The following is a 23,817-nucleotide window of genomic DNA, read 5'->3' on the forward strand; positions in this document are numbered from 1 at the left end:
GAATAGTTAGTTGCTTATGTGATTAACTATTCTGATTAATTTCTTTTCTTATAAAAGATTTAATTTCTTCTATTTTATTAAGAGCTTCTAATGGCGTCGTGTTGGACGTGTCTATTTTTTGGATCATTTCATAAGTGTTTTTATGAAGATTACTTTCAATAGATTTGATTAATATTAAATCCTCTTCTTTTTTATTTTTTGAGTTTGTGTTTTTTTTACTTAAACTATATAGTTTATCTATAGATTTCTTTATTACTTCTGTTGGGATACCAGCTTTTCTTGCAACTTGTATTCCGTAGCTTTGTTCTGCTGGTCCTTCTCTTAGTTCATGAAGGAATGTTAGTTCGTTGTCTACTTCTAGTGCGCTCATGTGTACATTAATGGAATTTTTATATATATTAGGTATTTGAGTAAGTTCAAAGTAGTGAGTGGCAAATAGTGTTAAAGACTTATTGGTGTTTAATAAATAATCTGCTATCCCCCATGCTAAAGATGTTCCTTCCATTGTAGAAGTTCCTCTTCCTATTTCATCTATTAGAACCAAACTATTTTGATTACCAGCTGAAAGAATGACAGAGGTTTCTGTCATTTCTACCATAAAGGTAGATTTACCACCTGCTATATCATCTGATGCTCCTATGCGAGTAAATATTCTATCTATTTTACCTATAGATGCTCTATTTGCTGGAACAAAACTACCTACTCTAGCTAATAGTGATATTAAGGCTACTTGCCTCATATATGTTGATTTGCCACCCATATTAGGGCCAGTTATAATGAGCATTCTTTGTGTATTTGTTAGAATGCAATCATTAGGTACAAATGATTCTATATTAGCTTCAACTATAGGATGTCTTCCTCCTTTAATTATTATTTCATTTGAATTGCTTATGTATGGTGGATTCCACTTGTATATAAATGCATGTTCTGCCAATGAAGATATTACATCTAATTCAGCCAGGGCTTTAGCACAGGTCATCAATTCTTTTAAATGATCTTGTATTTTAGATAAAATTTGTTCGTATATATATTTTTCTCTTGTTATAGATTTTTCTTTAGATGAAAAAAATTTATTTTCCCATTCTTTTAATTCATTAATAATAAATCGTTCTGTGCTCTTTAATGTTTGAAGACGTTTATAATTATCTGGTACTTTATCACTTTGGCTTTTAGAAATCTCTATATAGAAACCATTTAAGCGACTAAACGAAACTTTTAAATTATTTATTCCAGTTATTTTTCTTTCTCTTGCTTCTAGTTCTTCTAAGTAGGAGTTGTTTTTACTATAAATAGATCTTAATTCATCTAGATCTTGATCAAAACCAACTTCTATTACTCCACCATCTTTTATTGTTAAAGGAGGTTCTGTTACAATTGATTTGTTCAAAAGAGAATATAGTGAAATGTCTAAGTATAAATCTTTTATTATATTTGTGATTTTAGTCGATTCTTGTATGCAAGATAATTGGGATGTTATGTTTGGTAATGTTTCCATAGCATTTTTAATGCATATTAAATCTCTTGGTCTTGCTGATTTCAATGCTATTCTAGATGATATTCTTTCAATATCAGATATTTCTTTCAATAGTTTCCTGATTTCTTTTAAAGAAAGTGTATTTGAGGAAGTATTTTTTTGATCATTATTTTTAGGTAATAAGCTATTTATGGCTTGTTGTCTTAGTATGATTTCTTTATCGTTAATTAGAGGGTTATGCAACCATCTTCTTAGAAGTCTACTTCCCATGGTAGTAGAACATTTATCCAATAAAGAAAAGAGTGTTGGTTCTTTTTCTCCGTAAACGGTTTGTGTTATTTCTAGATTTCTTCTTGTGGATGGGTCTAAAAGAACATATTGTTTGGAATTGTCAACTTGAATTTTTTGAACATGAGTCAAAGCAAAAGACTGTGCTTTATAAGCATATCGTAATAAGGCTCCTGCTGCGCCTATACACACAGATTCTTTTTCTAATCCAAAACTATCTAATGAAAATATACCAAAATGCTCTAATAATTTACTAGTTGCATTCTCATGTTGAAAGTGCCACTTTGGCACCCTAGTGAATACCGCTTTAAAATGCAAATTATTATTATTATAATCATCCGCTATAATGATTTCAGTTGGTGATATTCTATGTAATTCTGATTTTAATTCTTCTGTTCCTTTACATTCTATAACCCTAAAATCTCCACTAGCAAGATTTAGAAAAGAAATTCCTATCTTGTCTTTTTCATGATTTATAGCAATCATTGCACTATCTGATTTTAATGGTAATAAAGAATCTTCTACTACAGTGCCAGGAGTTACTATTCTAACAATTTTTCGTTCTACTAAATTGTTTTTGGAGTTATTGCAATTATCTATTTGTTCACATATTGCAATTGACTCTCCTTGATCTATGAGTTTTCCTAGATATTGTTCTAAAGAATTTACTGGTATACCAGCCATTGGTATTGGTATGCCATTAACAAAACCTCTTTTTGTTAAACTTATATTAAGTAAATGTGATGCTTTTTTAGCATCCTCGTAAAACATTTCATAAAAATCTCCCATTCTAAAAAATAGTAATATATCTCCAGCTTCTTTTTTAAGAGAAACATATTGCTGCATTAGTGGTGTTAAGCCTTCTATTGATTCTGGCATTTTAATGCAAGAGTCTATTTCCATATTATTATTTTTAAAAGTAAAGAGTTTTTAGGTGTAAGAAGAGATAATTATATAATCTTTTGATATTCTATAATTTTTTTAATTTTTATTAATCCATTTAAGATATTCTTTAGACCATGTTTTTATAAAGTTCAATGTATTTTCTTCATTAATAAGTAAAGATGTAGAGTCGAAAATATTATCATGGCATTGTAATAACATTTCAGGTTTTGGCATAACAGTCATTCCTAATGCTGACAGTATGTTTCTAAGATGATATTGCGCTAAAGATGCTCCTAGAGGGCTAGGTGATGCTCCTATTATTGCGGCTGTCTTGTTTTCCCAAGAGTTTGCCCCCCAAGGTCTAGAAGCCCAATCGATTGCATTTTTTAATGCTGAAGGAATTGATCTATTATGTTCGGGAGTTACAAATAGTATGCTATTTGCATTTATAATTTTATTTTTTAATTCTATCACTTCTGTTAGAGGTTCATATTCTAAGTCTTGATTATATATAGGAAGGTTTAATATTGGTATATATTCGAATATTACTTCAGAAAGTATTGATTGTTCTATAGTTTTGGCAAGTTTTAAATTTATTGATTGTTTCCTTATGCTGCCTACAAACACAGCTATTTTTCTTGTCTTGGCTGTCATTCTTCTTCCACCTTTTTAGAATATATGACTAAATTATCATTTGTATAACTAATAATTCTATCATGTCTATTTGCATATATATATTGATTTGCTTTTATGTGTAGAATTTGTTATTTATATAGTTTTAATTCTTGCAGGTTTCATATGTTTGTTATTAAAGATATTTTATTTAATTTATTGTTCTCTGTTCTTATTTTTATTTCTGGTTGGTGGTTATCATCTGTAGTTGGTCGTTGGTTTAGAAGAGCTGTTAGTTTTTCTTCTCATATAGATGTTACAGTAGTTCCTATGTTAAGCTCCTTAATAGTTTGGAGCATTAGAATACTTACATCAATTACAGTTCTTGCTAGATTTGGAGTGCAGACAGCAAGTATAGTGGCAGTACTTGGTGCAGCAGGACTGGCGATTGGACTTGCATTACAGGGAACATTACAAAATATAGCTGCTGGTATCATGTTGTTGTTATTAAGACCAATACGCGTCAGTGAATATATATCTCTAAATTCTGGTGAGGAGGGCACTGTTCAAGAGGTAGGCCTTTTCCTAACTAAGATTATTCAGCCAGATGGAATTCATTTAACTTTACCTAATAGTATGGTATGGAATTCTACTATAAACAACTTTAGTCGTAATAGCGTAAGAAGAGTTGATATACCTGTTTATTTACGTTATGAAGAAGATATTGATTTTGCTATTAGAGTGATTATGGATGTGGTTTTGGCAAATTCTTATTTGTTGCATGATCCTGAGCCATTAGTTAAAGTAGTAGAATATAGGAATTCATCTATTGTTATAAATGTAAGAGTTTGGTCTGATTCATCGAAATATTGGGACTTGAGATGGAGTTTATATAATGAAATATGGAAAGCTTTAAATAAAAATGGATTTAAAGTTCCTTTCCCTATTAAAGAAATAAATTAGTTTTTATTATGTTGTTTTTTTAATGAGATGATTCTCTTGCATATTCCCTGTAAAATATTGACCTCATTTTTTTGCAGGGATGATCGCATAAATATGTTTTTCATTTTTAGCATTAATCTTCTTGGGTTTAGTGGGTTTAGAAAATTTATGTGTATTAAAGATTTCTCAAGATTTTTTAATAAATTAAAAATGTCTTCCGATGTAGCTATCTTTTCGTTTTTTATACTTTTGTAAGATAATGTTTGATGATAATCAGTTTTTTTATAATTTATTATTAAATAACGTAATTCCCATGCTGCTATTTGTATGGCATGAGATAGGTTAATGGACTGGTATTCAATGTTAGTAGGTATGTGGCAAATACAATTACACATTGAAATTTGTTGGTTATTTAATCCATTATTTTCAGATCCTAGGACGAAGGCTATTTTTTGATTTAATTCTGATATTTTTAAATATGATTCTTTTGCTACTTCTCTTATATCATAAGACTTTAATGACAGATTACGGTTATTTCTGGCAGTTAATGCTATTGAGAAAGTAGTATTTTCTAGAGCTTGCTCTAAGCTGGTAAATATTTTTGATTTTATTAAAATATCTTGTGCATTGCTAGCGAGTTTTATTGCTTCAATATTTTCAGTGATTTTATTATTCTTAGGATTTACAATAATTAGATTTGAAAAACCCATATTTTTTAGAGCCCTGGCTGATGAGCCAACATTTCCTGGGTGAGTCGGTTCAACTAGTATAAAATTTACTTTTGAGAATATATCTTCCATTTAGTCTTTTGTTTATGTTTTATTTAGATGAGATTGATGCATTATTACATATATTATATTTTTTTATTGTAATCTCTTTTATCAAATTAAATAATTTTAGAATTAGGATTTATTAACTTAATTATGCAACCAACGTTAAATATTGCAGTTAAAGCTGCTAGAAAAGCTGGAGCAATCATAAATCGTTCCAGCTTGGATTTAGAAAGAAGTAATATTTCTTTTAATCACTTAGGTGAATATGCTTTAGAAACAAGTCGTTTGTCTGAAGAAGCCATATCAGAAATTTTATTAAATGCTTATCCTGATCACTATATTATTGTAAATAAGAATGAAATTTTAATGTCCGATAAAGAATTTAAATGGGTTATTTGTTCTTTAGATGGGTTATCTAATTTTAGTAATGGATTTCCATTTTATTCTATATCAATAAGCCTTATGCAATATAACAATATTATACAATCTGTTGTGTATGATCCTATACGTAATGAGTTGTTTACTGCTAGTAGGGGGGGAGGGACTTTTTTAAACGATAGGCGTATAAGGGTATCTGGCAAACATAAATTAGATAATTCTTTGTTGGCTATAGATAAAATCGAACAAGAATATTTTGATGTGAATTTAAATATAAATAAAATATTAAAGAATTGCATGGATATTCGTAAAATAGGATCAAGTTCTTTAGCTCTTGCATATGTTGCTTGTGGTAGGTTAGATGGGTTCTTAGGTTCTGGTTTAAATATTTCTGAAATATCTTCGGGTAGTTTGTTAATATCTGAATCTGGTGGTTTGGTTGCTGATTATGCTGGAGAGCAGAATTTGTTTGAAACTGGGCAAATGTTAGCAGCAACACCAAAAATATTTGCAGCAATAGTTAGTATATTAAATAAGTAAATTTTTTATTATTAACTAACAAGAAGTTAGAATTAATAATATTTGTAAATGTATATATAAATGTTTCTTTTTCAGGAGATTTAATTGATGGATTGGCTGCTTGATCCAACAGTATGGGTCGGTTTGCTTACTCTTATAGTCCTTGAGATAGTTCTGGGGATAGATAATTTAGTTTTTATCGCAATATTAGTAGAAAAATTGCCGCCTATACAGAGAGATAAGGCACGTGTCATAGGTCTTGGCATGGCCTTATTAATTAGAATTATTTTTCTTTCTTGTATGTCTTGGTTATTAACATTAACAAATCCTTTGTTGCCAAATTATTCATTTTCTGGTCGTGATTTGATTATGTTAATAGGAGGTATAGTCTTGTTGTTTAAGAGCACTATTGAATTACATGAGAGAGTAAATGGTAGTTTGAATCATTTTTCTAGTGAACCAAGAGTTTATGCAAGTTTTTGGGTTATAGTAGCACAGATAGTAGTTTTGGATGCAGTTTTCTCCTTGGATTCTGTCATAACAGCTATTAGCATGGTTGATCATTTGGTTATTATGATGTTGGCAGCTGGTATAGCTACTTGTGTCATGATTATGGCATCAAAGCCATTAACTATTTTTGTTAATAACCATCCTAGTACTGTAGTTTTGTGTTTAGGTTTTTTGTTAATAATAGGTTTTTCCTTATTGGCAGAAAGTTTTGGTTATAAAATCCCTAAAGGATATCTTTATGTTGCAATAGGGTTTTCTATATCTATTGAATCTTTGAATTATTTTTCTAGAAGAAACTTATTGAAATTAGATTCTCACCGACCTATGAGAGAAAGAACAGCTGAAGCTGTATTAAGAATGTTAGGTAAAAGGCTTCATTCTAATGAAGATTTCCAATCTTTAAGTGTTCAAAATGTTAGTACTAAGACATTTGGAATTGAAGAAAGAAATATGGTTAGTGGAGTTCTAACTTTATCAGATAGATCTATTTTATCAATAATGACACCTAGAACAGATATTTCTTGGATTAATATTACTGATTCATCGGAAGAAATTCATAGGCAATTAATAGATGTTCCACATAGTTTCTTTCCTGTTTGTAGAGGTTCTTTAGATGAGGTCATAGGTATTGGGAGAGCTAAAGATCTCATAGCTGATTTAGCTGTAAAAAAAGATTTATCTATGTCTAATTTGAGGGATGCTATTATTGTACATGAATCTACTAGTATTTTAAAAGCAATGGAAACATTGAAGATTTCTAGGGGGCAATTAGTTTTAGTTGCAGATGAGTTTGGAGAAATAGCAGGTTTGGTGACTCCTATAGATGTTTTAGAGGCGATTGCTGGAGAGTTTCCAGATGAAGATGAGTTGCCAGCAATAACACAAGAAAATGATAATATATGGAAAATTGATGGTTCTGCTGATCTTCATCATGTTGAACAAATTCTGGGAATTGAAGGTCTTGTAGATGAGGAGAAAGATTATTCTACTATGGCTGGTTATTTGCTAGATCATTTTGGTGAATTGCCAAACCCAGGTGATATTTGGGAACATGTTTCTTACGGAAATTTTTTCAAGTTTGAAGTTCTAGAGTGTGATGGTCGTAGAATATCTTTGGTGAGAGTTTCAAGAATACCTTCAGATAAAAAAATTGCCAATGTTTGATTATTTATAGGATGTTATGGTGTTGGATTCTTCTTTATATTTTATACAGACGGCTATATTAGGAATTATAGAGGGTATTAGTGAGTTTATGCCAATTTCCAGTACAGCTCATTTGATATTCTTTGGTAATCTTATGGGTTTCACTTCAGAGAAGTCTAGAATATTTGAGGTTTTTATACAATCAGGTGCTGTTTTAGCTTTAGTAATATTTTTCCGCAGAAAATTAAGTAATTTATTTTTTGGTGTTGTTAATTTTGATAAAACGCAGTTGTTGTTATTTCGTAATTTGATTGTTTCTATTTTGCCTTCAATAATTGTAGGATTTTTCTTTGTAAAAACCATTAAACAAATATTTGATTATTATATTATTATTTCTATGTCTTTGATCTTAGGTGGATTTATATTGTTAATTGTTGAGTATAAGTATAATAATTTCAAGGAAAGAAGAAATCTTAATGAGATATCTTTTACACAAGCTTTATTCATAGGTTTATTGCAATGTTTAGCAATGATTCCAGGCGTTTCTAGATCAGGAGCAACAATAGTTGCAGGTATAGTAGTAGGTTTAGATCGTAGAAGTGCAACAGAATTTTCATTTATGATGGCTATTCCTACTATGTTAGGAGCTGCCATATATGATTTGTATTCTAATTTTAAAGTGTTATCTAATAATGATATTTTAGGGATATCGATAGGTTTTTTATGTGCTTTTTTTAGTGCCATTCTAGTTATAGAATGTGTGATGAATTTTATTTCAAATAACACATATAAAATTTTCGCTTTATATCGAATTTTTTTTGGTGGGGTGATGTTTCTTTTGTATTTTAATTGGCACTAATGGCATGTCTTAAATTAAGCATAACTTATGCCATTTTTATCTACAATAATTTTCCCATTTTTTGTATTATTTTTCTCTAAATTCCACTCAGGAAGAACCCATCTTTCGTATATAATTTTATTTATCAAATAATATTCTTTTTTGGGTTTATGGGTATGTCCATGGATGAGAATAGGGGTGTTATTTCTTTTAAAAATATTTGATACCTCTATTGCATCTACATCCATAATATCATTTGTTTTTTCTTTATTGCTGGTTTTGCTATGTTCTCTTAAGTTAGAAGCTAAGATCATACGTTCTTCAATATTCTTTTTTAGAAAACTATTTTGCCATTCTGTGTTGTTTACCATAGATCTCAATTTTTGATATTCTATATCATTTGTGCATAATTCATCTCCATGGGTAATAGTGATTGATTTGAAGTCGTTATGTATGATAGTTTGTGATTTTATTATTTCAATTCCTGTTTCTTCAGAGAAGACATCACCTATTAGGAAATCTCTATTACCTCTAACAAAGAAAACAGGAATTTTTTTTGTTAGGTTTTTGAGAGATGATAGAATATCATTCATCCATTTCGATTCATATTTCAGTATGTCATCTCCAATCCATATTTCAAAAATATCTCCCAATAAAAACAAGGCTTTTGCTGAATTGTAAGCCTCATTAGTAAGATTTATGAATCCTAGCGATGTTAATGGGCTATCGCTATTTAGATGAAAGTCAGAAGCAAACCATAATTGCCCATGTATATTTAAGCTATTCAATTATATCGACGCTTTGTATTACAATGTCTTCTACTGGTACATTTTGATGGAATCCTATGGTGTTTGTTCTAGCGCTTTTAATTTTATTGATTGTATCTTTCCCTGATATAACTTCTCCAAAAACAGCATAACCCCAGCCATTTAATGTAGGGGCAGAGTAGTTTAGGAATTCATTATCAGCAACATTTATAAAAAATTGACTAGTGGCTGAATGAGGATCATTAGTTCTTGCCATTGCTATTGTATAAATATTATTTTTTAAACCGTTATTTGCCTCGTTTTCTATTGGGGCAATAGTAGATGTTTTATTTTTTAATCCTGTTGTTAATCCACCTCCTTGAATCATGAAGCCGTCAATTACTCTATGAAACAAGGTATCTGTATAAAAATCTTCTTTGATGTATGTTAAAAAATTTTTTACAGATATAGGTGCTTTTTCATCGTTTAATGAGATGGTGATATCACCAAGGGTGGTTTTTATGTTTGCTTTGTACATTTTTATTCTTTATAAAAAACTAAATTACTAAAATTAGAAACTTATTCTAACAAATTATAAGTACATTATTTATTTCTTCGCCATTTATTATAACCTATTGCTAATTTCAATTTAATGGTTTTTGCGAAATTTTATTTTAAATATCAATCAAGTTTGGGACGTATGTTCAAATCATATATTCATTGGTGCTTTTTTATAAGTATGATTTTAAATGATGAAAGTAGATATCATAATGCTATCATGTTATTTATTAAGGGTTGATCAATATATGTTTTGCATCAATAATATAATATTAGTTTTTTAGTTTTGATTTTAATTAATGATTTGAAATTACAAAACAATATATGATTAATAAAATTTCATATACATAATACTCGATTATGAGGCTATAATCGTAGAACAGATTTTGGTAATTTTTCTTGATATATATTTCGTAGTACGAATAATTATAATAATTTTCGTTTATCGCTGTTATTATCTCTAAGTTATTTTTGATATAAGATTGTTTTTGTTTTGGAATTGTAAATTATTATGTTGCATATATATAATACGTTGACTCATACAAAAGATAAATTTAAGCCTTTTCATAATGGTTTGGTAAGAATGTATGTTTGTGGAATGACTGTTTATGATTATTGTCATCTTGGTCATGCACGAGTAATGGTGGTTTTTGATGTTATTCAACGTTGGCTACATAATATTGGTTTTAGAGTTGAGTATGTTAGAAATATAACAGACATAGATGATAAAATTATAAATCGTGCATTAGAGATTGGTAAGCCCATAAAAGAAGTTACTAGTTTTTATATAAATGCTATGCATGCCGATGAGAGAGCATTGTGGGTAGTCAGCCCTAACAAAGAACCTAAAGCGACTGATTATGTTTCTCATATGCTTAAATTCATTAATTTATTAGAGAAAAATGGATTGGCTTATAGGTCAGTTGATGGTGATGTTAATTTCTCAGTAAGATCTTTTCCTTCATATGGAAAACTCTCTAGAAGAACTCTAGATGATTTACGTTCAGGAGAGAGAATTACTATATTAAAATCTAAACGTGATCCTCTTGATTTTGTATTATGGAAAAAAGCTAAGGAAAATGAGCCTGAAGATAGCAAATGGGAATCGTCTTATGGTTTGGGTCGACCTGGTTGGCATATAGAGTGTTCAGCAATGAGCCATGCTTTATTAGATCTTCCTGTGGATATACATGGAGGTGGTCCCGATTTGGTATTTCCTCATCATGAGAATGAAATAGCTCAAACTGAAGGTGCATATGGAGAAAGGTTTGCTAATTATTGGATGCATTGTGGTCCTTTAATGGTAAATGACTCTAAAATGTCTAAATCACTTAAAAATTACAGTACTATTAGACAAATCATAGGTAGTGGTGATTTATCAAAGCCTGAATATGAAGTTAATCATAGAGAAGCTGAAATGTTGAGGTTTTTTATTGTTAGAAGTCATTATCGTAGCAAGCAGAATTATATATATGAAAATCTTGTTGATGCTCAAAGTTCTCTGGACAAGTTATATACAGCTATTTCAAATTTTGATTTGAGTGATATGAATGGTGTGAATTGCTTGGATGATGTTGATATTATTGCTTTTTCCAATGCTATGAATGATGATTTTAATACTCCTAAAGCGATATCTATTTTATTTGAGTTGGCATCCAGGACTAATAAAAATCATTGTATAGAAAGTGCAAAAAAAACTAAATATTTATCAAATATTTTAGGTCTTTTATATCAAAATCCATCTAGTTACTTTAAAAATTCAACTAGATATACTAGAGATGTGTTAGATAAGTCGCTTTATTTATCAGATCATGATATTGAAGAATTAGTTAAGCAAAGAATCACAGCTAAAACTAACTGTGATTATAATAAATCAGACCATATTAGAAGTGAATTAAAAAAATCTGGAGTGGAGTTGGAGGATTTAACCGATTCATCTACTAGATGGCGTCGTGTTTGATTATAAAGGAAGAATGGAAGAAGTTTTAAATGACTATTATTAAAAATATTGTTTATCCTGATTATTGGGAAAAAGCAATTTTAGAATTAAAAAAGAAAGATAGAATCTTAAAGAAAATAATTCCTCTTTATAAGGGGAAATATAAACCTTCTGCAAATTCTCCTTTTTTAACTCTTATTCGTTTTGTTTTAGGGCAGCAAGTTTCTGTAAAGTCTGCTGATACTATATGGGGTAGATTGATCCGTCTTCTTGGTGATAATCCAAGTCCTAAGTTGATATTAGATATAGATTCTGAATCTTTGAGAGTGATTGGAATTTCTAAAAGAAAGATTGAGTATTTGAAAGATATAGCAGATCATTTTGTAGCTAAACATATCCAACCTGAAAAATGGGCTGATATGGATGATGAGTCGATTATTTCTGATTTGTCTAGTATTAGAGGTGTTGGTCGTTGGACAGCTGAGATGTTTTTAATATTTAATTTACAAAGACCTGATGTGATGCCGTTAGATGATCTTGGTTTACTAAAGGCTATATCGATACACTATTTTAGTGGAGAGCCTGTTTCTCGTTTTGAGGCGCGAGAAGTTTCTGTAGCATGGCGTCCTTGGAGGACAGTTGCTACATGGTACCTATGGCGTAGTATAGAGTAATATCAACATAACATCACACAAGCAATTATGAGAAATATTTTTTTGGAATTTGAACAGCCAATTGCTGAGCTTGAGAAAAGAATAGAACAGCTTAGGTATGTTCAATCAGACTCTGCGTTAGATATATCAGATGAAATTGATAGATTACAAAAAAAAAGTCAACAACTAACAAAAAAAATTTATTCTAAGTTGACTCCGTGGCAAGTAGCTTTGGTGGCTCGACATCCTCAGAGGCCATATACATTGGATTATATCAGTGAGATTTTCACTGATTTCCATGAACTTCATGGAGATAGGATATATGCTGATGATCAATCTATTATTGGAGGTCTAGCAAGATTTAACGGTATTTCTTGTGTGGTAATTGGACATCAAAAAGGTCGAGATACTAAAGAAAGAACTAAACGTAATTTTGGTATGTCTAAACCAGAAGGTTATAGGAAGGCTTTGCGTATAATGTCTCTAGCTGAGAAATTTAATATTCCAATATTTACGTTTATAGATACTCCAGGAGCTTATCCAGGAGTTGGGGCAGAAGAAAGAGGTCAATCAGAAGCTATTGGGCGTAACTTGTATGTAATGTCTGCATTAAAAGTACCAGTTATTTCTACTATAATAGGTGAGGGTGGCTCTGGAGGAGCACTTGCTATAGCCGTTGGAAATATCGTTTCAATGCTACAGTATGCTACTTATTCTGTTATTTCTCCAGAAGGTTGTGCTTCTATATTATGGCGTAGTCCAGATAAATCACAAGAAGCAGCTGAGGCGTTGGCAATAATTGCTACTCGTTTGAAAGAGTTTGGTTTAATTAATAAAATTGTCGATGAGCCTATAGGTGGAGCTCATCGAGATCCTATTGCCATGGCAAAGATTCTAAAACAATCATTGGCTGAATCTTTTCAAGAATTGAAGAATTTAACTCCTGAGCAATTGGTAAAGCAAAGAATGTCTAATATATTATCATTTGGTTCTTTTCAGTTAATAAAATAATTTCTTATGTATTTTTATGTATGCCACATCTGATTTTTTGTCTACGTTTTTATTAGAATCTTTGTCTAAATTACCGCAATTGCCTAAAATAATAGCTGTTGCAGTTAGCGGTGGTATAGACTCTTCTACATTGGCTATTGTCTCAAAACATGTGGCAGATAAGTTAAATATCGATATGGTTATATTTCATGTTAATCATGGGTTGCAAGAAAAATCAGATTATTGGGCCAATAATGTACATCTTCTGGCAAAAATATTAAATGTAGAGATTTATGAGAAGAAAGTATTTGTAAATTTAAATCAAAGCAAGGGAATGGAAGGTTCAGCTAGAATAGCTAGGTATAGAGCTTTTAAAGAGCTTTCGGAAAGCATGGGCATTAAATATATTTTGTTAGCTCATCATTTGAATGATCAAGCAGAAACTGTACTGTTGCGTTTGTTAAGAGGCTCAGGAGTAAAAGGCATGGTTGGCATGAGGCCTTTATCTAGAGTTGATAGTGTTTTTTATATTCGTCCTTGGTTGAAGGTTGATAAGAAGCTTATAGAGTTAGAGAATAAAAAGTTTTCGTTAGAGAAGTCTTGGTTTCCAGTAGATGACCCTACTAACAAAGATCCTTTGTTTTCAAGAGGTGTGGTTAGATTGTTTTTAGAACCGGTGTTAGATAAATATTGGCCTCAATGGAAAAAAACTTTCTCTAGGCATGCAATGCATATGTTTGACGCAGATCTTCTTCTTGATAATATTGCTCATAATGATTTAAATGAAATGGATTTTAATAGTATTGATTTTAGTTTTTCATTGATGAGATGGAGAGAATTAGAGCCAAAATCTAGACAAGTGCATGTTTTAAGATATTGGTTTTTTATGAATGGTCTTAAAATGCCTAGTCAAGCTCGTTTAGATGAGATATATAAGCAGCTCAAACATCTACATGCGTTAGGTTATGATAGACGTATGAAGGTTCAACATGATGGACATTTTGTGCTTTGTGATAAGGGAAGAGTTTATATTAAAGCTAATTAGTTGTTTTTTTATTTAAACTTAGTAAGTTACAATGATTCTGTAAAATAATAGAAGACAAAATATTTCTGTTATTTTACAATATACTAGTTTCTGTTATTTTTTTCGACTTTTTTATTTAGAGTGTAAAATGGCTTTAGTCGTTCATAAATATGGTGGTACTTCTATGGGCTCTGTTGAGCGCATAAAGAATGTGGCGCGTCGTGTAGCAAAATGGCATAGAGCTGGCTATCAGGTTGTTGTAGTTCCTTCTGCTATGTCTGGTGAGACAAATCGTTTGTTATCTCTTGCAAAAGAATTAACTGTTTCTCCAGATCGTAGAGAATTGGATATGATAGCGGCTACTGGTGAGCAAGTCAGTAGTGCTTTATTGGCTATTGCTTTGCAATCAGAAGGAATAGCAGCTAGAAGTTATGCTGGATGGCAAGTTCCTGTTATTACAGATAATTCTCATACTAAAGCTAGAATTCTATCTATAAATTGTGATAAAGTTATTTCTGACTTGGACCAAGGTCGAGTTGTTGTTATAACTGGATTTCAAGGTGTTAATTCAGACGGTAATGTTACTACTTTGGGTAGAGGTGGGTCTGATACTTCTGCAGTGGCAGTCGCTGCTTCGTTGAAAGCGAAAGAATGTTTAATATATACAGATGTCGATGGTGTTTATACTACTGATCCAAGGGTTGTTCCTGAGGCCAGAAGAATGTCTAAAGTTTCTTTTGAAGAGATGTTGGAGATGGCATCTTTAGGATCAAAGGTTTTGCAAATAAGGTCTGTTGAGTTTGCTGGTAAATATTGTGTTCCGACTAGAGTATTATCTTCTTTAACTGATCCTCTAATTCCTCTGGATCAAGAAATAAATTCAGGAACGCTTATTAATTTTGAGGATGATGATAAAATGGAAGCTGCTGTAGTATCTGGTATTGCATTTAGTCGAGATGAGGCTAAAATAACTGTAATGGCTGTTCCTGATAAACCTGGGATAGCTCATTCTATACTTGGTCCTATTTCTGCTGCAAATATAGAAGTTGATATGATATTGCAAAATCAATCAGTAGCAGAGTGTACTGATTTCTCTTTTACAGTGAATCGTGTTGATTTGCAAAGAGCGGTTGAGGTATTGAAGAATGAAGTTATGGATGTAGTGCAAGCTCGAGAAATTAGTACTGATGAAAAAGTTGCTAAGGTATCTATAGTCGGTGTTGGTATGCGATCTCATGTGGGTGTAGCTAGTTTGATGTTTAAAACTCTTTCACAGGAAGGTATAAATATTAAGATGATAAGTACCAGTGAGATAAAAACTTCTGTTATAATAGATGATAAGTATATGGAGTTAGCGGTTCGTTCGTTACATAAAGCTTTTGATTTAGATAAAGCTCCTGAATCTGTAACTTCTAAATTGTAAAGATGTTTGGAGGCGTGCCCGAGTGGCTGAAGGGGCTCCCCTGCTAAGGGAGTGTGTGGCTAAAACTGCACCGTGAGTTCGAATCTCACCGCCTCCGCCAATTAAGTTTTAAATTATTTTATTGAGTTTTATAGTGAAATAAAGTAGAATTACGTTGTTTGGTAATTTTAAGTTAATAGTTTTCTGCTATTTACGTTATTTGTTATTTGGTAGTTGTATATTGTGTTTTTCTTTGCGCCCGTAGCTCAGTTGGATTAGAGTACTTGGCTACGAACCAAGGGGTCGTGGGTTCAAATCCTGCCGGGCGCACCATAATTCTCATTGATCATAAAATATAACCGTTTGATATTTCTGATGAAATTCTAGATATTGATCAAATTATACATACTGTTATCAACAGATTATGTGGATAACATGGGTAATAGTTATTATTGTAACGAGTCTTTTTTTAAAAAATTAGGTATTGGAATAATTTCTATTCCATCTTCTTCTAGTTTTTGCATTTCGTCCTGTGAAATAGTTCCTTTTATTGATCTTTTTTCAGACTCTCCTGTTTGAATTAACCTCGCTTCTTTTGCAAAGTCATTTCCAACATCTTCTGCCTTTTTTATTATATCACGTAAGTTTTTTATTATTTGAGCTTGGGTGAGTTCTATTATGTCTTTTTGAGATTCTGTCGATTTTGTTCGTTCTGTGTTATTAGATTTATTGTTTATGTAAGGGCTGGATAAACGTTTTGTAATAATAGATGAGGAGCAAATAGGACACTCTATCATTCTATGTGAATTTTGTTCTTCGTAATCATTATGAGAATTAAACCATCCTTCAAAGACATGTTTATTGTTACATTGTAAGTCAAAAACTTTTATGGCCATATTTTTAAATTTATTTATGTTGATCATAGATACATACTATAGTGCATCTATAGTATATCTATGATAAATGTCTAATTAGTTACTTTTTTATATTCATCTGTGCGTGTGTCTATTTCTATTCTATCTCCTATTTTACAAAATAGTGGAACACTTATTTCAAATCCAGTGTTAATCTTTGCTGGCTTCATAACTTTTCCTGAAGTATCACCTCTTACAGCTGGTTCGGTATAAACTATTTCTCTTATTAGTATTGTTGGAAGATCAACAGATATAGCTTTACCATCGTAAAAAACAACCTCTACTTGCAAATCATCTTGAAGATATTTTAGTGCATGCTCCATGTATTCTTTTTCTATTTCATGTTGATTAAAATCATTATCCATAAAAACATACATAGGATCATTGTAGTAGGAGAATGTGCATTCTTTTTTCTCGAGTTGAACAATTTCGAATTTTTCATCTGCCTTATATACTGATTCACTGATAGATCCAACAAGTAGATTTTTAAATTTCATTTTAACAACAGCAGAGTTACGGCCAGATTTGTTGTATTCTGTACGCTGTACAACAAGAGGTTCTCCTCCAACCATTACAACATTTCCAATTCTTAGTTCTTGAGCGGTTTTCATAAATTGTCTATTTAAAATTAGTTAGTGATATTTTTATTAATTTAATAATTGCATTTTAACTTACGTCATCTTAGATAATATTTGGTAAGATTATACAATTTTATCTTTTTTGTCTTCTGTTGTGCAGAATTTTAATAGTTTATAACTCAATGATGCTTGTGTTATTTGTAAATCACCCCAGTTTTGCGCGTGTTTTTTCCATAGGGATATATTTTTAGGTAAAATAGCTTCTGTTATGTTTTTATCAAATATTTCCATCTCATCTTGATTCCAAGATAGTATTATATTTTCCACAAATTTTGGGGCGTTGTAAATTTTTAACCATGCTTTTAGTTTTTTTATATGAACATCTTCTTCTTGCTTGTATATATGCCATATCATTGGTTTATTCGCTAATATTGATCTGACAAAAGAATCTTCTCCTCTAATAAAGTTAATGTCCATGCTCCATAATATTTTATCAAAATCAGGTTGGTTCACGAATGGGATTTTAATTATATGAACTGTGCTGGGGATATATTCTTTTTTTATTTTAATTAATTTATTATCTTTGTTAGTTAATATAATAATTTGTTTGTTTATTTTTTGTAGAGATTGAATAAGTTTATAAATGTTTGCTGTTTCATAGCAAAATAAATAACAAAAGATAGATTCATTTCTTCTATTTAGAAAAAATGAATCTATCCCTATGCTTTTTAAAAAAATATTTTGTAAATATAAAGATTTTTGAAAATCATCTCGTTGATTTTTTAAATTTTTTTCTATAATTAGTCCGCCGGTTTTGTAATTAAATCCAGGAAAAAAAAAGAATTTATTATAATTGTTTGTGATTTTTGAAGGTTTTAAATGATATTCATTTACCCATGTTTCAGCGCTTAGGTATTCTATATTAATCCAAACAGAATTTTTTTCTATAATTTTGGATATATAGTAACTAGGCAAATTGCAGCCAAATGATTCTATAACTAAGTTGCCAGGAGTTTTATCAAGAAAATTATTTTCATTCCATAAGAAGATTTCAATATTATCAACTTTTTGGTATTTTGAATTAATGTCAATTTTAGAATTTAATTTTGAGAATTTCTCAGTTTCATTAACAATTAATGCAACTTCGCAATTATAGTTATGAGCTAAGTCTCTAGCTAATCTCCAACAAAAGCCAATGTCTCCGTAGTTATCTATTACTTTACAAAAAATATCAATTTTCATATAATAAGTCTTAGTTATTTTTATTATCAAATTTAACATTATACTTTGTAATGAAATTATTGAAATATTTCAATAATTTCAAAATATTTCTTGACAGTGATCAATTTATAGAAGATAATCACTTCTTCCTTCGCAAATAATTGTTTGTGATTGAGCTCTTTAACAACTGAACAACCGATAATTGTGAGTACTTGATGCTAGTTTTGAGACATATTTTATATGTCAGGCTAAAAAACACAAGTACTCATTAAAAAAATAATTTTTTAGATTATGTCTAAAAACTCGTTTATTTTTTTGAGTAGCGACGTATTTTTCAATTTATTGAATTTACGTAATAACTAGAGATTAAACTGAAGAGTTTGATCCTGGCTCAGATTGAACGCTAGCGGAATGCTTTACACATGCAAGTCGAACGGCAGCACGAACTTCGGTTTGGTGGCGAGTGGCGGACGGGTGAGTAATGTATCGGAACGTGCCCAGTAGCGGGGGATAACTACGCGAAAGCGTAGCTAATACCGCATACGCCCTAAGGGGGAAAGCGGGGGATCTTAGGACCTCGCACTATTGGATCGGCCGATATCGGATTAGCTAGTTGGTGAGGTAATGGCTCACCAAGGCGACGATCCGTAGCTGGTCTGAGAGGACGACCAGCCACACTGGGACTGAGACACGGCCCAGACTCCTACGGGAGGCAGCAGTGGGGAATTTTGGACAATGGGGGAAACCCTGATCCAGCCATTCCGCGTGTGCGATGAAGGCCTTAGGGTTGTAAAGCACTTTTGGCAGGGAAGAAACAGCATTAGTTAATACCTAATGTGAATGACGGTACCTGCAGAATAAGCACCGGCTAACTACGTGCCAGCAGCCGCGGTAATACGTAGGGTGCAAGCGTTAATCGGAATTACTGGGCGTAAAGAGTGCGCAGGCGGTTCGGAAAGAAAGATGTGAAATCCCAGGGCTTAACCTTGGAACTGCATTTTTGACTACCGAACTAGAGTGTACCAGAGGGAGGTAGAATTCCGCATGTAGCAGTGAAATGCGTAGATATGCGGAGGAACACCAATGGCGAAGGCAGCCTCCTGGGGTAACACTGACGCTCATGCACGAAAGCGTGGGGAGCAAACAGGATTAGATACCCTGGTAGTCCACGCCCTAAACGATGTCAACTAGCTGTTGGGGTCTTCGGATCTTAGTAGCGCAGCTAACGCGTGAAGTTGACCGCCTGGGGAGTACGGTCGCAAGATTAAAACTCAAAGGAATTGACGGGGACCCGCACAAGCGGTGGATGATGTGGATTAATTCGATGCAACGCGAAAAACCTTACCTACCCTTGACATGTCTAGAATCCCGAAGAGATTTGGGAGTGCTTGCAAAAGAACTAGAACACAGGTGCTGCATGGCTGTCGTCAGCTCGTGTCGTGAGATGTTGGGTTAAGTCCCGCAACGAGCGCAACCCTTGTCATTAGTTGCTACGAAAGGGCACTCTAATGAGACTGCCGGTGACAAACCGGAGGAAGGTGGGGATGACGTCAAGTCCTCATGGCCCTTATGGGTAGGGCTTCACACGTCATACAATGGTCGGGACAGAGGGTTGCCAACCCGCGAGGGGGAGCTAATCCCACAAACCCGATCGTAGTCCGGATCGTAGTCTGCAACTCGACTACGTGAAGTCGGAATCGCTAGTAATCGCGGATCAGAATGTCGCGGTGAATACGTTCTCGGGTCTTGTACACACCGCCCGTCACACCATGGGAGTGGGTTTTACCAGAAGTAGTTAGCCTAACCGTAAGGAGGGCGATTACCACGGTAGGATTCATGACTGGGGTGAAGTCGTAACAAGGTAGCCGTATCGGAAGGTGCGGCTGGATCACCTCCTTTAAGAGCTAAAGCTATGTATTAAGTGCTCACAATTATCGGTTGTTATTTAGCTGAGATTGGTAGTAAACAGGATTTGCAACAGATTCTCCATTGTAATTTGTGCTTTAAGGTGCTAATTTAATATATGTATGGGTCTGTAGCTCAGCTGGTTAGAGCACCGTCTTGATAAGGCGGGGGTCGTTGGTTCAAGTCCAACCAGACCCACCATTTCTTTGAGCAAGACCTTTAATAAATTGGGGGTGTAGCTCAGTTGGGAGAGCGCCTGCTTTGCAAGCAGGAGGTCATCGGTTCGATCCCGTTCACCTCCACCAAAATCAAGTTAGAGTTTAATTTTTAGGCTTATTTTAAGCTTAAAAATTAAGCTTTATAAGCTAATTGTTCTTTAAAAATCTAGAAGAGACGCAACGAAATATTAACTATAGTTGTTTTTTGTAACTATAGTATTAGGGTTTTGATTGCATTATATTTTAAAGAGTAAAATCTTTGGAATACTTATGAACAGCACAAACATATGTCAATATTTTTATAGCCTTTAGTGTTATAGGATCAAGTGACTAAGTGCATATGGTGGATGCCTTGGCGATCACAGGCGATGAAGGACGTAGTATCCTGCGAAAAGCTGCGGGGAGCTGGAAAACAAGCTTCGATCCGCAGATGTCCGAATGGGGAAACCCACTCCTTATTGGAGTATCTCTGATTGAATACATAGATCAGTAGAAGCGAACCGGGTGAACTGAAACATCTAAGTAACTCGAGGAAAAGAAATCAACCGAGATTCCGAAAGTAGTGGCGAGCGAAATCGGATCAGCCTTTACGTTTTAGCGTTATTGATAGTCGAAAGAGATGGAAATCTCTGCCATAGTAGGTGATAGCCCTGTAGACGAAATCTTTGATGTGGAACTAAGCGTAAGAAAAGTAGGGCGGGACACGTGAAATCCTGTTTGAATATGGGGGGACCATCCTCCAAGGCTAAATACTCGTGATCGACCGATAGTGAACCAGTACCGTGAGGGAAAGGCGAAAAGAACCCCGGGAGGGGAGTGAAATAGATCCTGAAACCGTATGCATACAAACAGTAGGAGCGGATTTATTCCGTGACTGCGTACCTTTTGTATAATGGGTCAGCGACTTACATTCAGTGGCAAGCTTAACCAAATAGGGGAGGCGTAGCGAAAGCGAGTCCGAATAGGGCGACATAGTCGCTGGGTGTAGACCCGAAACCAGATGATCTATCCATGGCCAGGTTGAAGGCACGGTAACACGTGCTGGAGGACCGAACCCACTAATGTTGAAAAATTAGGGGATGAGCTGTGGATAGGGGTGAAAGGCCAAACAAATCTGGAAATAGCTGGTTCTCTCCGAAAACTATTTAGGTAGTGCCTCACGTATTACTGTATGGGGTAGAGCACTGTTATAGCTAGGGGGTCATGGCGACTTACCAAACTATGGCAAACTCCGAATACGTACAAGTACAGCGTGGGAGACAGAGCACCGGGTGCTAACGTCCGGACTCGAAAGGGAAACAACCCAGACCGCCAGCTAAGGTCCCAAATTATCGCTAAGTGGTAAACGAAGTGGGAAGGCATAGACAGTCAGGAGGTTGGCTTAGAAGCAGCCATCCTTTAAAGAAAGCGTAATAGCTCACTGATCGAGTCGTCCTGCGCGGAAGATGTAACGGGGCTAAGCGATAAACCGAAGCTGCGGGCGTGTTTTATACACGCGGTAGGAGAGCGTTCTGTAAGCCTGCGAAGGTGGCCTGTAAGGGCTGCTGGAGGTATCAGAAGTGCGAATGCTGACATGAGTAGCGATAAAGGAGGTGAAAAGCCTCCTCGCCGTAAGTCCAAGGTTTCCTGCGCAACGTTCATCGGCGCAGGGTGAGTCGGCCCCTAAGGCGAGGCAGAGATGCGTAGCTGATGGGAAGCTGGTTAATATTCCAGCACCATTGTACAGTGCGATGGGGGGACGAATTGTGGAAAATCATCAGGGTGTTGGAAATCCCTGTTGCTGCATTATAGAAGGTGATTAGGAAAATCCGGTCACATTATTCGAGGGTGCGGCACGAGCGAATATATTTCGTGAAGTGATTGGAAGTGGTTCCAAGAAAAGCCTCTAAGCTTCAGCTGTACAAGACCGTACCGCAAACCGACACAGGTGGACGGGATGAATATTCTAAGGCGCTTGAGAGAACTCAGGAGAAGGAACTCGGCAAATTGATACCGTAACTTCGGGAGAAGGTATGCCTCATTAGTGTGATGAGCTCGCGCTTATAGCATGAAGAGGCCGCAGATAATCGGTGGCTGCGACTGTTTATTAAAAACATAGCACTCTGCAAAGACGAAAGTCGACGTATAGGGTGTGACGCCTGCCCGGTGCCGGAAGGTTAAGTGATGGGGTGCAAGCTCTTGATCGAAGCCCCGGTAAACGGCGGCCGTAACTATAACGGTCCTAAGGTAGCGAAATTCCTTGTCGGGTAAGTTCCGACCTGCACGAATGGCGTAACGATGGCCACACTGTCTCCTCCTGAGACTCAGCGAAGTTGAAATGTTTGTGATGATGCAATCTACCCGCGGCTAGACGGAAAGACCCCATGAACCTTTACTGTAGCTTTGCATTGGATTGTGAATAATCTTGTGTAGGATAGGTGGGAGGCTTTGAAGCATGACTGCTAGGTTATGTGGAGCCATCCTTGAAATACCACCCTGGATTCTTTACGATTCTAACCTTGATCCGTTATCCGGATTTGGGACAGTGCATGGTGGGCAGTTTGACTGGGGCGGTCTCCTCCTAAAGAGTAACGGAGGAGTTCTAAGGTACGCTAGGTACGGTCGGAAATCGTGCTTTTAGTGCAATGGCATAAGCGTGCTTAACTGTGAGACTGACACGTCGAACAGATGCGAAAGCAGGACATAGTGATCCGGTGGTTCTGAATGGAAGGGCCATCGCTCAACGGATAAAAGGTACTCTGGGGATAACAGGCTGATACCGCCCAAGAGTTCATATCGACGGCGGTGTTTGGCACCTCGATGTCGGCTCATCTCATCCTGGGGCTGTAGTCGGTCCCAAGGGTATGGCTGTTCGCCATTTAAAGAGGTACGTGAGCTGGGTTTAAAACGTCGTGAGACAGTTTGGTCCCTATCTGCCGTGGGCGTTGGATACTTGACAGAGCCTGCTCCTAGTACGAGAGGACCGGAGTGGACGTACCTCTGGTGTACCGGTTGTCATGCCAATGGCATAGCCGGGTAGCTACGTACGGAAGAGATAACCGCTGAAGGCATCTAAGCGGGAAACTCGTCTGAAGATAAGGTATCCCGGGGACTAGATCCCCCTAAAGGGTCGTTCAAGACCAGGACGTTGATAGGTCGGATGTGTAAGTACAGTAATGTATTAAGCTAACCGATACTAATTGCCCGTGAGGCTTGATCCTATAACTCTACAGGTTATTAATCTGAGTGTATGTTATTAAGCTGTTCATGTTTTTAAGATTCTGAAAAGTATTTTTGAGTGTTTCTTCTATGATTATTTTATATTTGT

General features: G+C 34.4%; 17 protein-coding genes, 4 tRNA genes and 2 rRNA genes. 15 read left to right on the forward strand and 8 right to left on the reverse strand.

Annotation, left to right across the window (positions count from 1 at the left end):
* Positions 1-22: 22 nt before the first annotated feature.
* Together mutS and CDSE_RS00815 are read right to left on the reverse strand one after the other, a co-directional pair.
* A complete protein-coding gene (mutS, locus tag CDSE_RS00810; protein WP_015396121.1) occupies positions 23-2,665 on the reverse strand; it encodes a DNA mismatch repair protein MutS in 2,643 nt (880 codons plus the stop codon).
* 78 nt (positions 2,666-2,743) lie between these two features.
* The gene (locus tag CDSE_RS00815) at positions 2,744-3,301 is read right to left on the reverse strand and encodes an NADPH-dependent FMN reductase (RefSeq protein WP_015396122.1); all 558 of its coding nucleotides are present in this window, start codon (positions 3,299-3,301) and stop codon (positions 2,744-2,746) included.
* A 144-nt stretch (positions 3,302-3,445) separates the two neighbouring features.
* Here CDSE_RS00815 and CDSE_RS00820 point away from each other — a divergent pair, with 144 nt between their 5' ends.
* Positions 3,446-4,222: a mechanosensitive ion channel family protein gene (locus tag CDSE_RS00820; RefSeq protein WP_051029228.1), complete on the forward strand. Its 777-nt coding sequence runs from the start codon at positions 3,446-3,448 to the stop codon at positions 4,220-4,222.
* Here CDSE_RS00820 and CDSE_RS00825 read toward each other — a convergent pair.
* Positions 4,219-5,001, reverse strand: a complete 783-nt coding sequence (locus CDSE_RS00825) for an RNA methyltransferase (RefSeq protein ID WP_015396124.1) — start codon at positions 4,999-5,001, stop codon at positions 4,219-4,221. The genes CDSE_RS00820 and CDSE_RS00825 overlap by 4 nt on opposite strands.
* Positions 5,002-5,124: 123 nt before the next feature.
* On the opposite strand from CDSE_RS00825, the gene CDSE_RS00830 reads away from it, so the two are divergent.
* The 3 genes from CDSE_RS00830 to CDSE_RS00840 all read left to right on the forward strand — a co-directional run bounded on the left by CDSE_RS00830 (position 5,125) and on the right by CDSE_RS00840 (position 8,383).
* Positions 5,125-5,892, forward strand: coding sequence for an inositol monophosphatase family protein (locus CDSE_RS00830; RefSeq protein ID WP_015396125.1), 768 nt, complete (start codon positions 5,125-5,127; stop codon positions 5,890-5,892).
* Between the two features lie 87 nt (positions 5,893-5,979).
* On the forward strand, positions 5,980-7,545 hold the full coding sequence (locus CDSE_RS00835; RefSeq protein ID WP_015396126.1) for a TerC family protein: 1,566 nt from the start codon (positions 5,980-5,982) through the stop codon (positions 7,543-7,545).
* Between the two features lie 16 nt (positions 7,546-7,561).
* A complete protein-coding gene (locus tag CDSE_RS00840) occupies positions 7,562-8,383 on the forward strand; it encodes an undecaprenyl-diphosphate phosphatase (RefSeq protein ID WP_015396127.1) in 822 nt (273 codons plus the stop codon).
* 14 nt (positions 8,384-8,397) lie between these two features.
* Here the strand turns inward: CDSE_RS00840 and CDSE_RS00845 are convergent, their stop codons facing one another.
* A complete protein-coding gene (locus CDSE_RS00845) occupies positions 8,398-9,150 on the reverse strand; it encodes a UDP-2,3-diacylglucosamine diphosphatase (protein ID WP_015396128.1) in 753 nt (250 codons plus the stop codon).
* Complete coding sequence (locus CDSE_RS00850; RefSeq protein ID WP_015396129.1) at positions 9,143-9,646, reverse strand: peptidylprolyl isomerase; 504 nt, start codon at positions 9,644-9,646, stop codon at positions 9,143-9,145. The genes CDSE_RS00845 and CDSE_RS00850 overlap by 8 nt, the downstream gene beginning before the upstream one ends.
* A 531-nt stretch (positions 9,647-10,177) precedes the next feature.
* Here CDSE_RS00850 and cysS point away from each other — a divergent pair.
* The 7 genes from cysS (at position 10,178) to CDSE_RS00885 (ending at position 16,007) form a co-directional block, all read left to right on the forward strand.
* Complete coding sequence (gene cysS, locus CDSE_RS00855) at positions 10,178-11,626, forward strand: cysteine--tRNA ligase (RefSeq protein WP_015396130.1); 1,449 nt, start codon at positions 10,178-10,180, stop codon at positions 11,624-11,626.
* Positions 11,627-11,655: 29 nt separating this feature from the next.
* Positions 11,656-12,279, forward strand: coding sequence for a DNA-3-methyladenine glycosylase family protein (locus CDSE_RS00860; protein WP_015396131.1), 624 nt, complete (start codon positions 11,656-11,658; stop codon positions 12,277-12,279).
* A 27-nt stretch (positions 12,280-12,306) separates the two neighbouring features.
* A complete protein-coding gene (locus tag CDSE_RS00865) occupies positions 12,307-13,269 on the forward strand; it encodes an acetyl-CoA carboxylase carboxyltransferase subunit alpha (RefSeq protein ID WP_015396132.1) in 963 nt (320 codons plus the stop codon).
* A gap of 16 nt (positions 13,270-13,285) precedes the next feature.
* Entirely contained in the window at positions 13,286-14,293 is a 1,008-nt protein-coding gene (tilS, locus tag CDSE_RS00870) for a tRNA lysidine(34) synthetase TilS (RefSeq protein WP_015396133.1), read from the forward strand.
* Positions 14,294-14,420: 127 nt separating this feature from the next.
* Entirely contained in the window at positions 14,421-15,695 is a 1,275-nt protein-coding gene (locus CDSE_RS00875) for an aspartate kinase (protein WP_015396134.1), read from the forward strand.
* A gap of 8 nt (positions 15,696-15,703) precedes the next feature.
* A tRNA-Ser gene (locus CDSE_RS00880) sits at positions 15,704-15,795 on the forward strand.
* A gap of 134 nt (positions 15,796-15,929) precedes the next feature.
* Positions 15,930-16,007 (forward strand) — tRNA-Arg (locus tag CDSE_RS00885).
* Between the two features lie 116 nt (positions 16,008-16,123).
* On the opposite strand, the gene CDSE_RS00890 is transcribed toward CDSE_RS00885, so the two are convergent.
* From CDSE_RS00890 to earP, 3 genes are all read right to left on the reverse strand, one after another.
* The gene (locus tag CDSE_RS00890) at positions 16,124-16,597 is read right to left on the reverse strand and encodes a DUF1178 family protein (RefSeq protein ID WP_015396135.1); all 474 of its coding nucleotides are present in this window, start codon (positions 16,595-16,597) and stop codon (positions 16,124-16,126) included.
* A gap of 44 nt (positions 16,598-16,641) precedes the next feature.
* A complete protein-coding gene (gene efp, locus CDSE_RS00895) occupies positions 16,642-17,199 on the reverse strand; it encodes an elongation factor P (RefSeq protein ID WP_015396136.1) in 558 nt (185 codons plus the stop codon).
* A 90-nt stretch (positions 17,200-17,289) separates the two neighbouring features.
* Positions 17,290-18,408 (reverse strand): elongation factor P maturation arginine rhamnosyltransferase EarP, encoded by a 1,119-nt coding sequence (gene earP, locus CDSE_RS00900; RefSeq protein ID WP_015396137.1) that lies wholly within the window; start codon positions 18,406-18,408, stop codon positions 17,290-17,292.
* 347 nt (positions 18,409-18,755) lie between these two features.
* On the opposite strand from earP, the gene CDSE_RS00905 reads away from it, so the two are divergent.
* The 4 genes from CDSE_RS00905 to CDSE_RS00920 all read left to right on the forward strand — a co-directional run bounded on the left by CDSE_RS00905 (position 18,756) and on the right by CDSE_RS00920 (position 23,710).
* Positions 18,756-20,286, forward strand: a 16S ribosomal RNA gene (locus CDSE_RS00905).
* A 130-nt stretch (positions 20,287-20,416) separates the two neighbouring features.
* Positions 20,417-20,493, forward strand: a tRNA-Ile gene (locus tag CDSE_RS00910).
* Between the two features lie 28 nt (positions 20,494-20,521).
* Positions 20,522-20,597 (forward strand) — tRNA-Ala (locus tag CDSE_RS00915).
* A gap of 233 nt (positions 20,598-20,830) precedes the next feature.
* Positions 20,831-23,710, forward strand: a 23S ribosomal RNA gene (locus CDSE_RS00920).
* Together the 16S and 23S rRNA genes with 2 tRNA genes alongside form the textbook arrangement of a ribosomal RNA operon.
* Positions 23,711-23,817: the final 107 nt, after the last annotated feature.

It is taken from the genome of Candidatus Kinetoplastibacterium desouzaii TCC079E, from assembly GCF_000340795.1.
Taxonomy (GTDB): domain Bacteria; phylum Pseudomonadota; class Gammaproteobacteria; order Burkholderiales; family Burkholderiaceae_B; genus Kinetoplastidibacterium; species Kinetoplastidibacterium desouzai.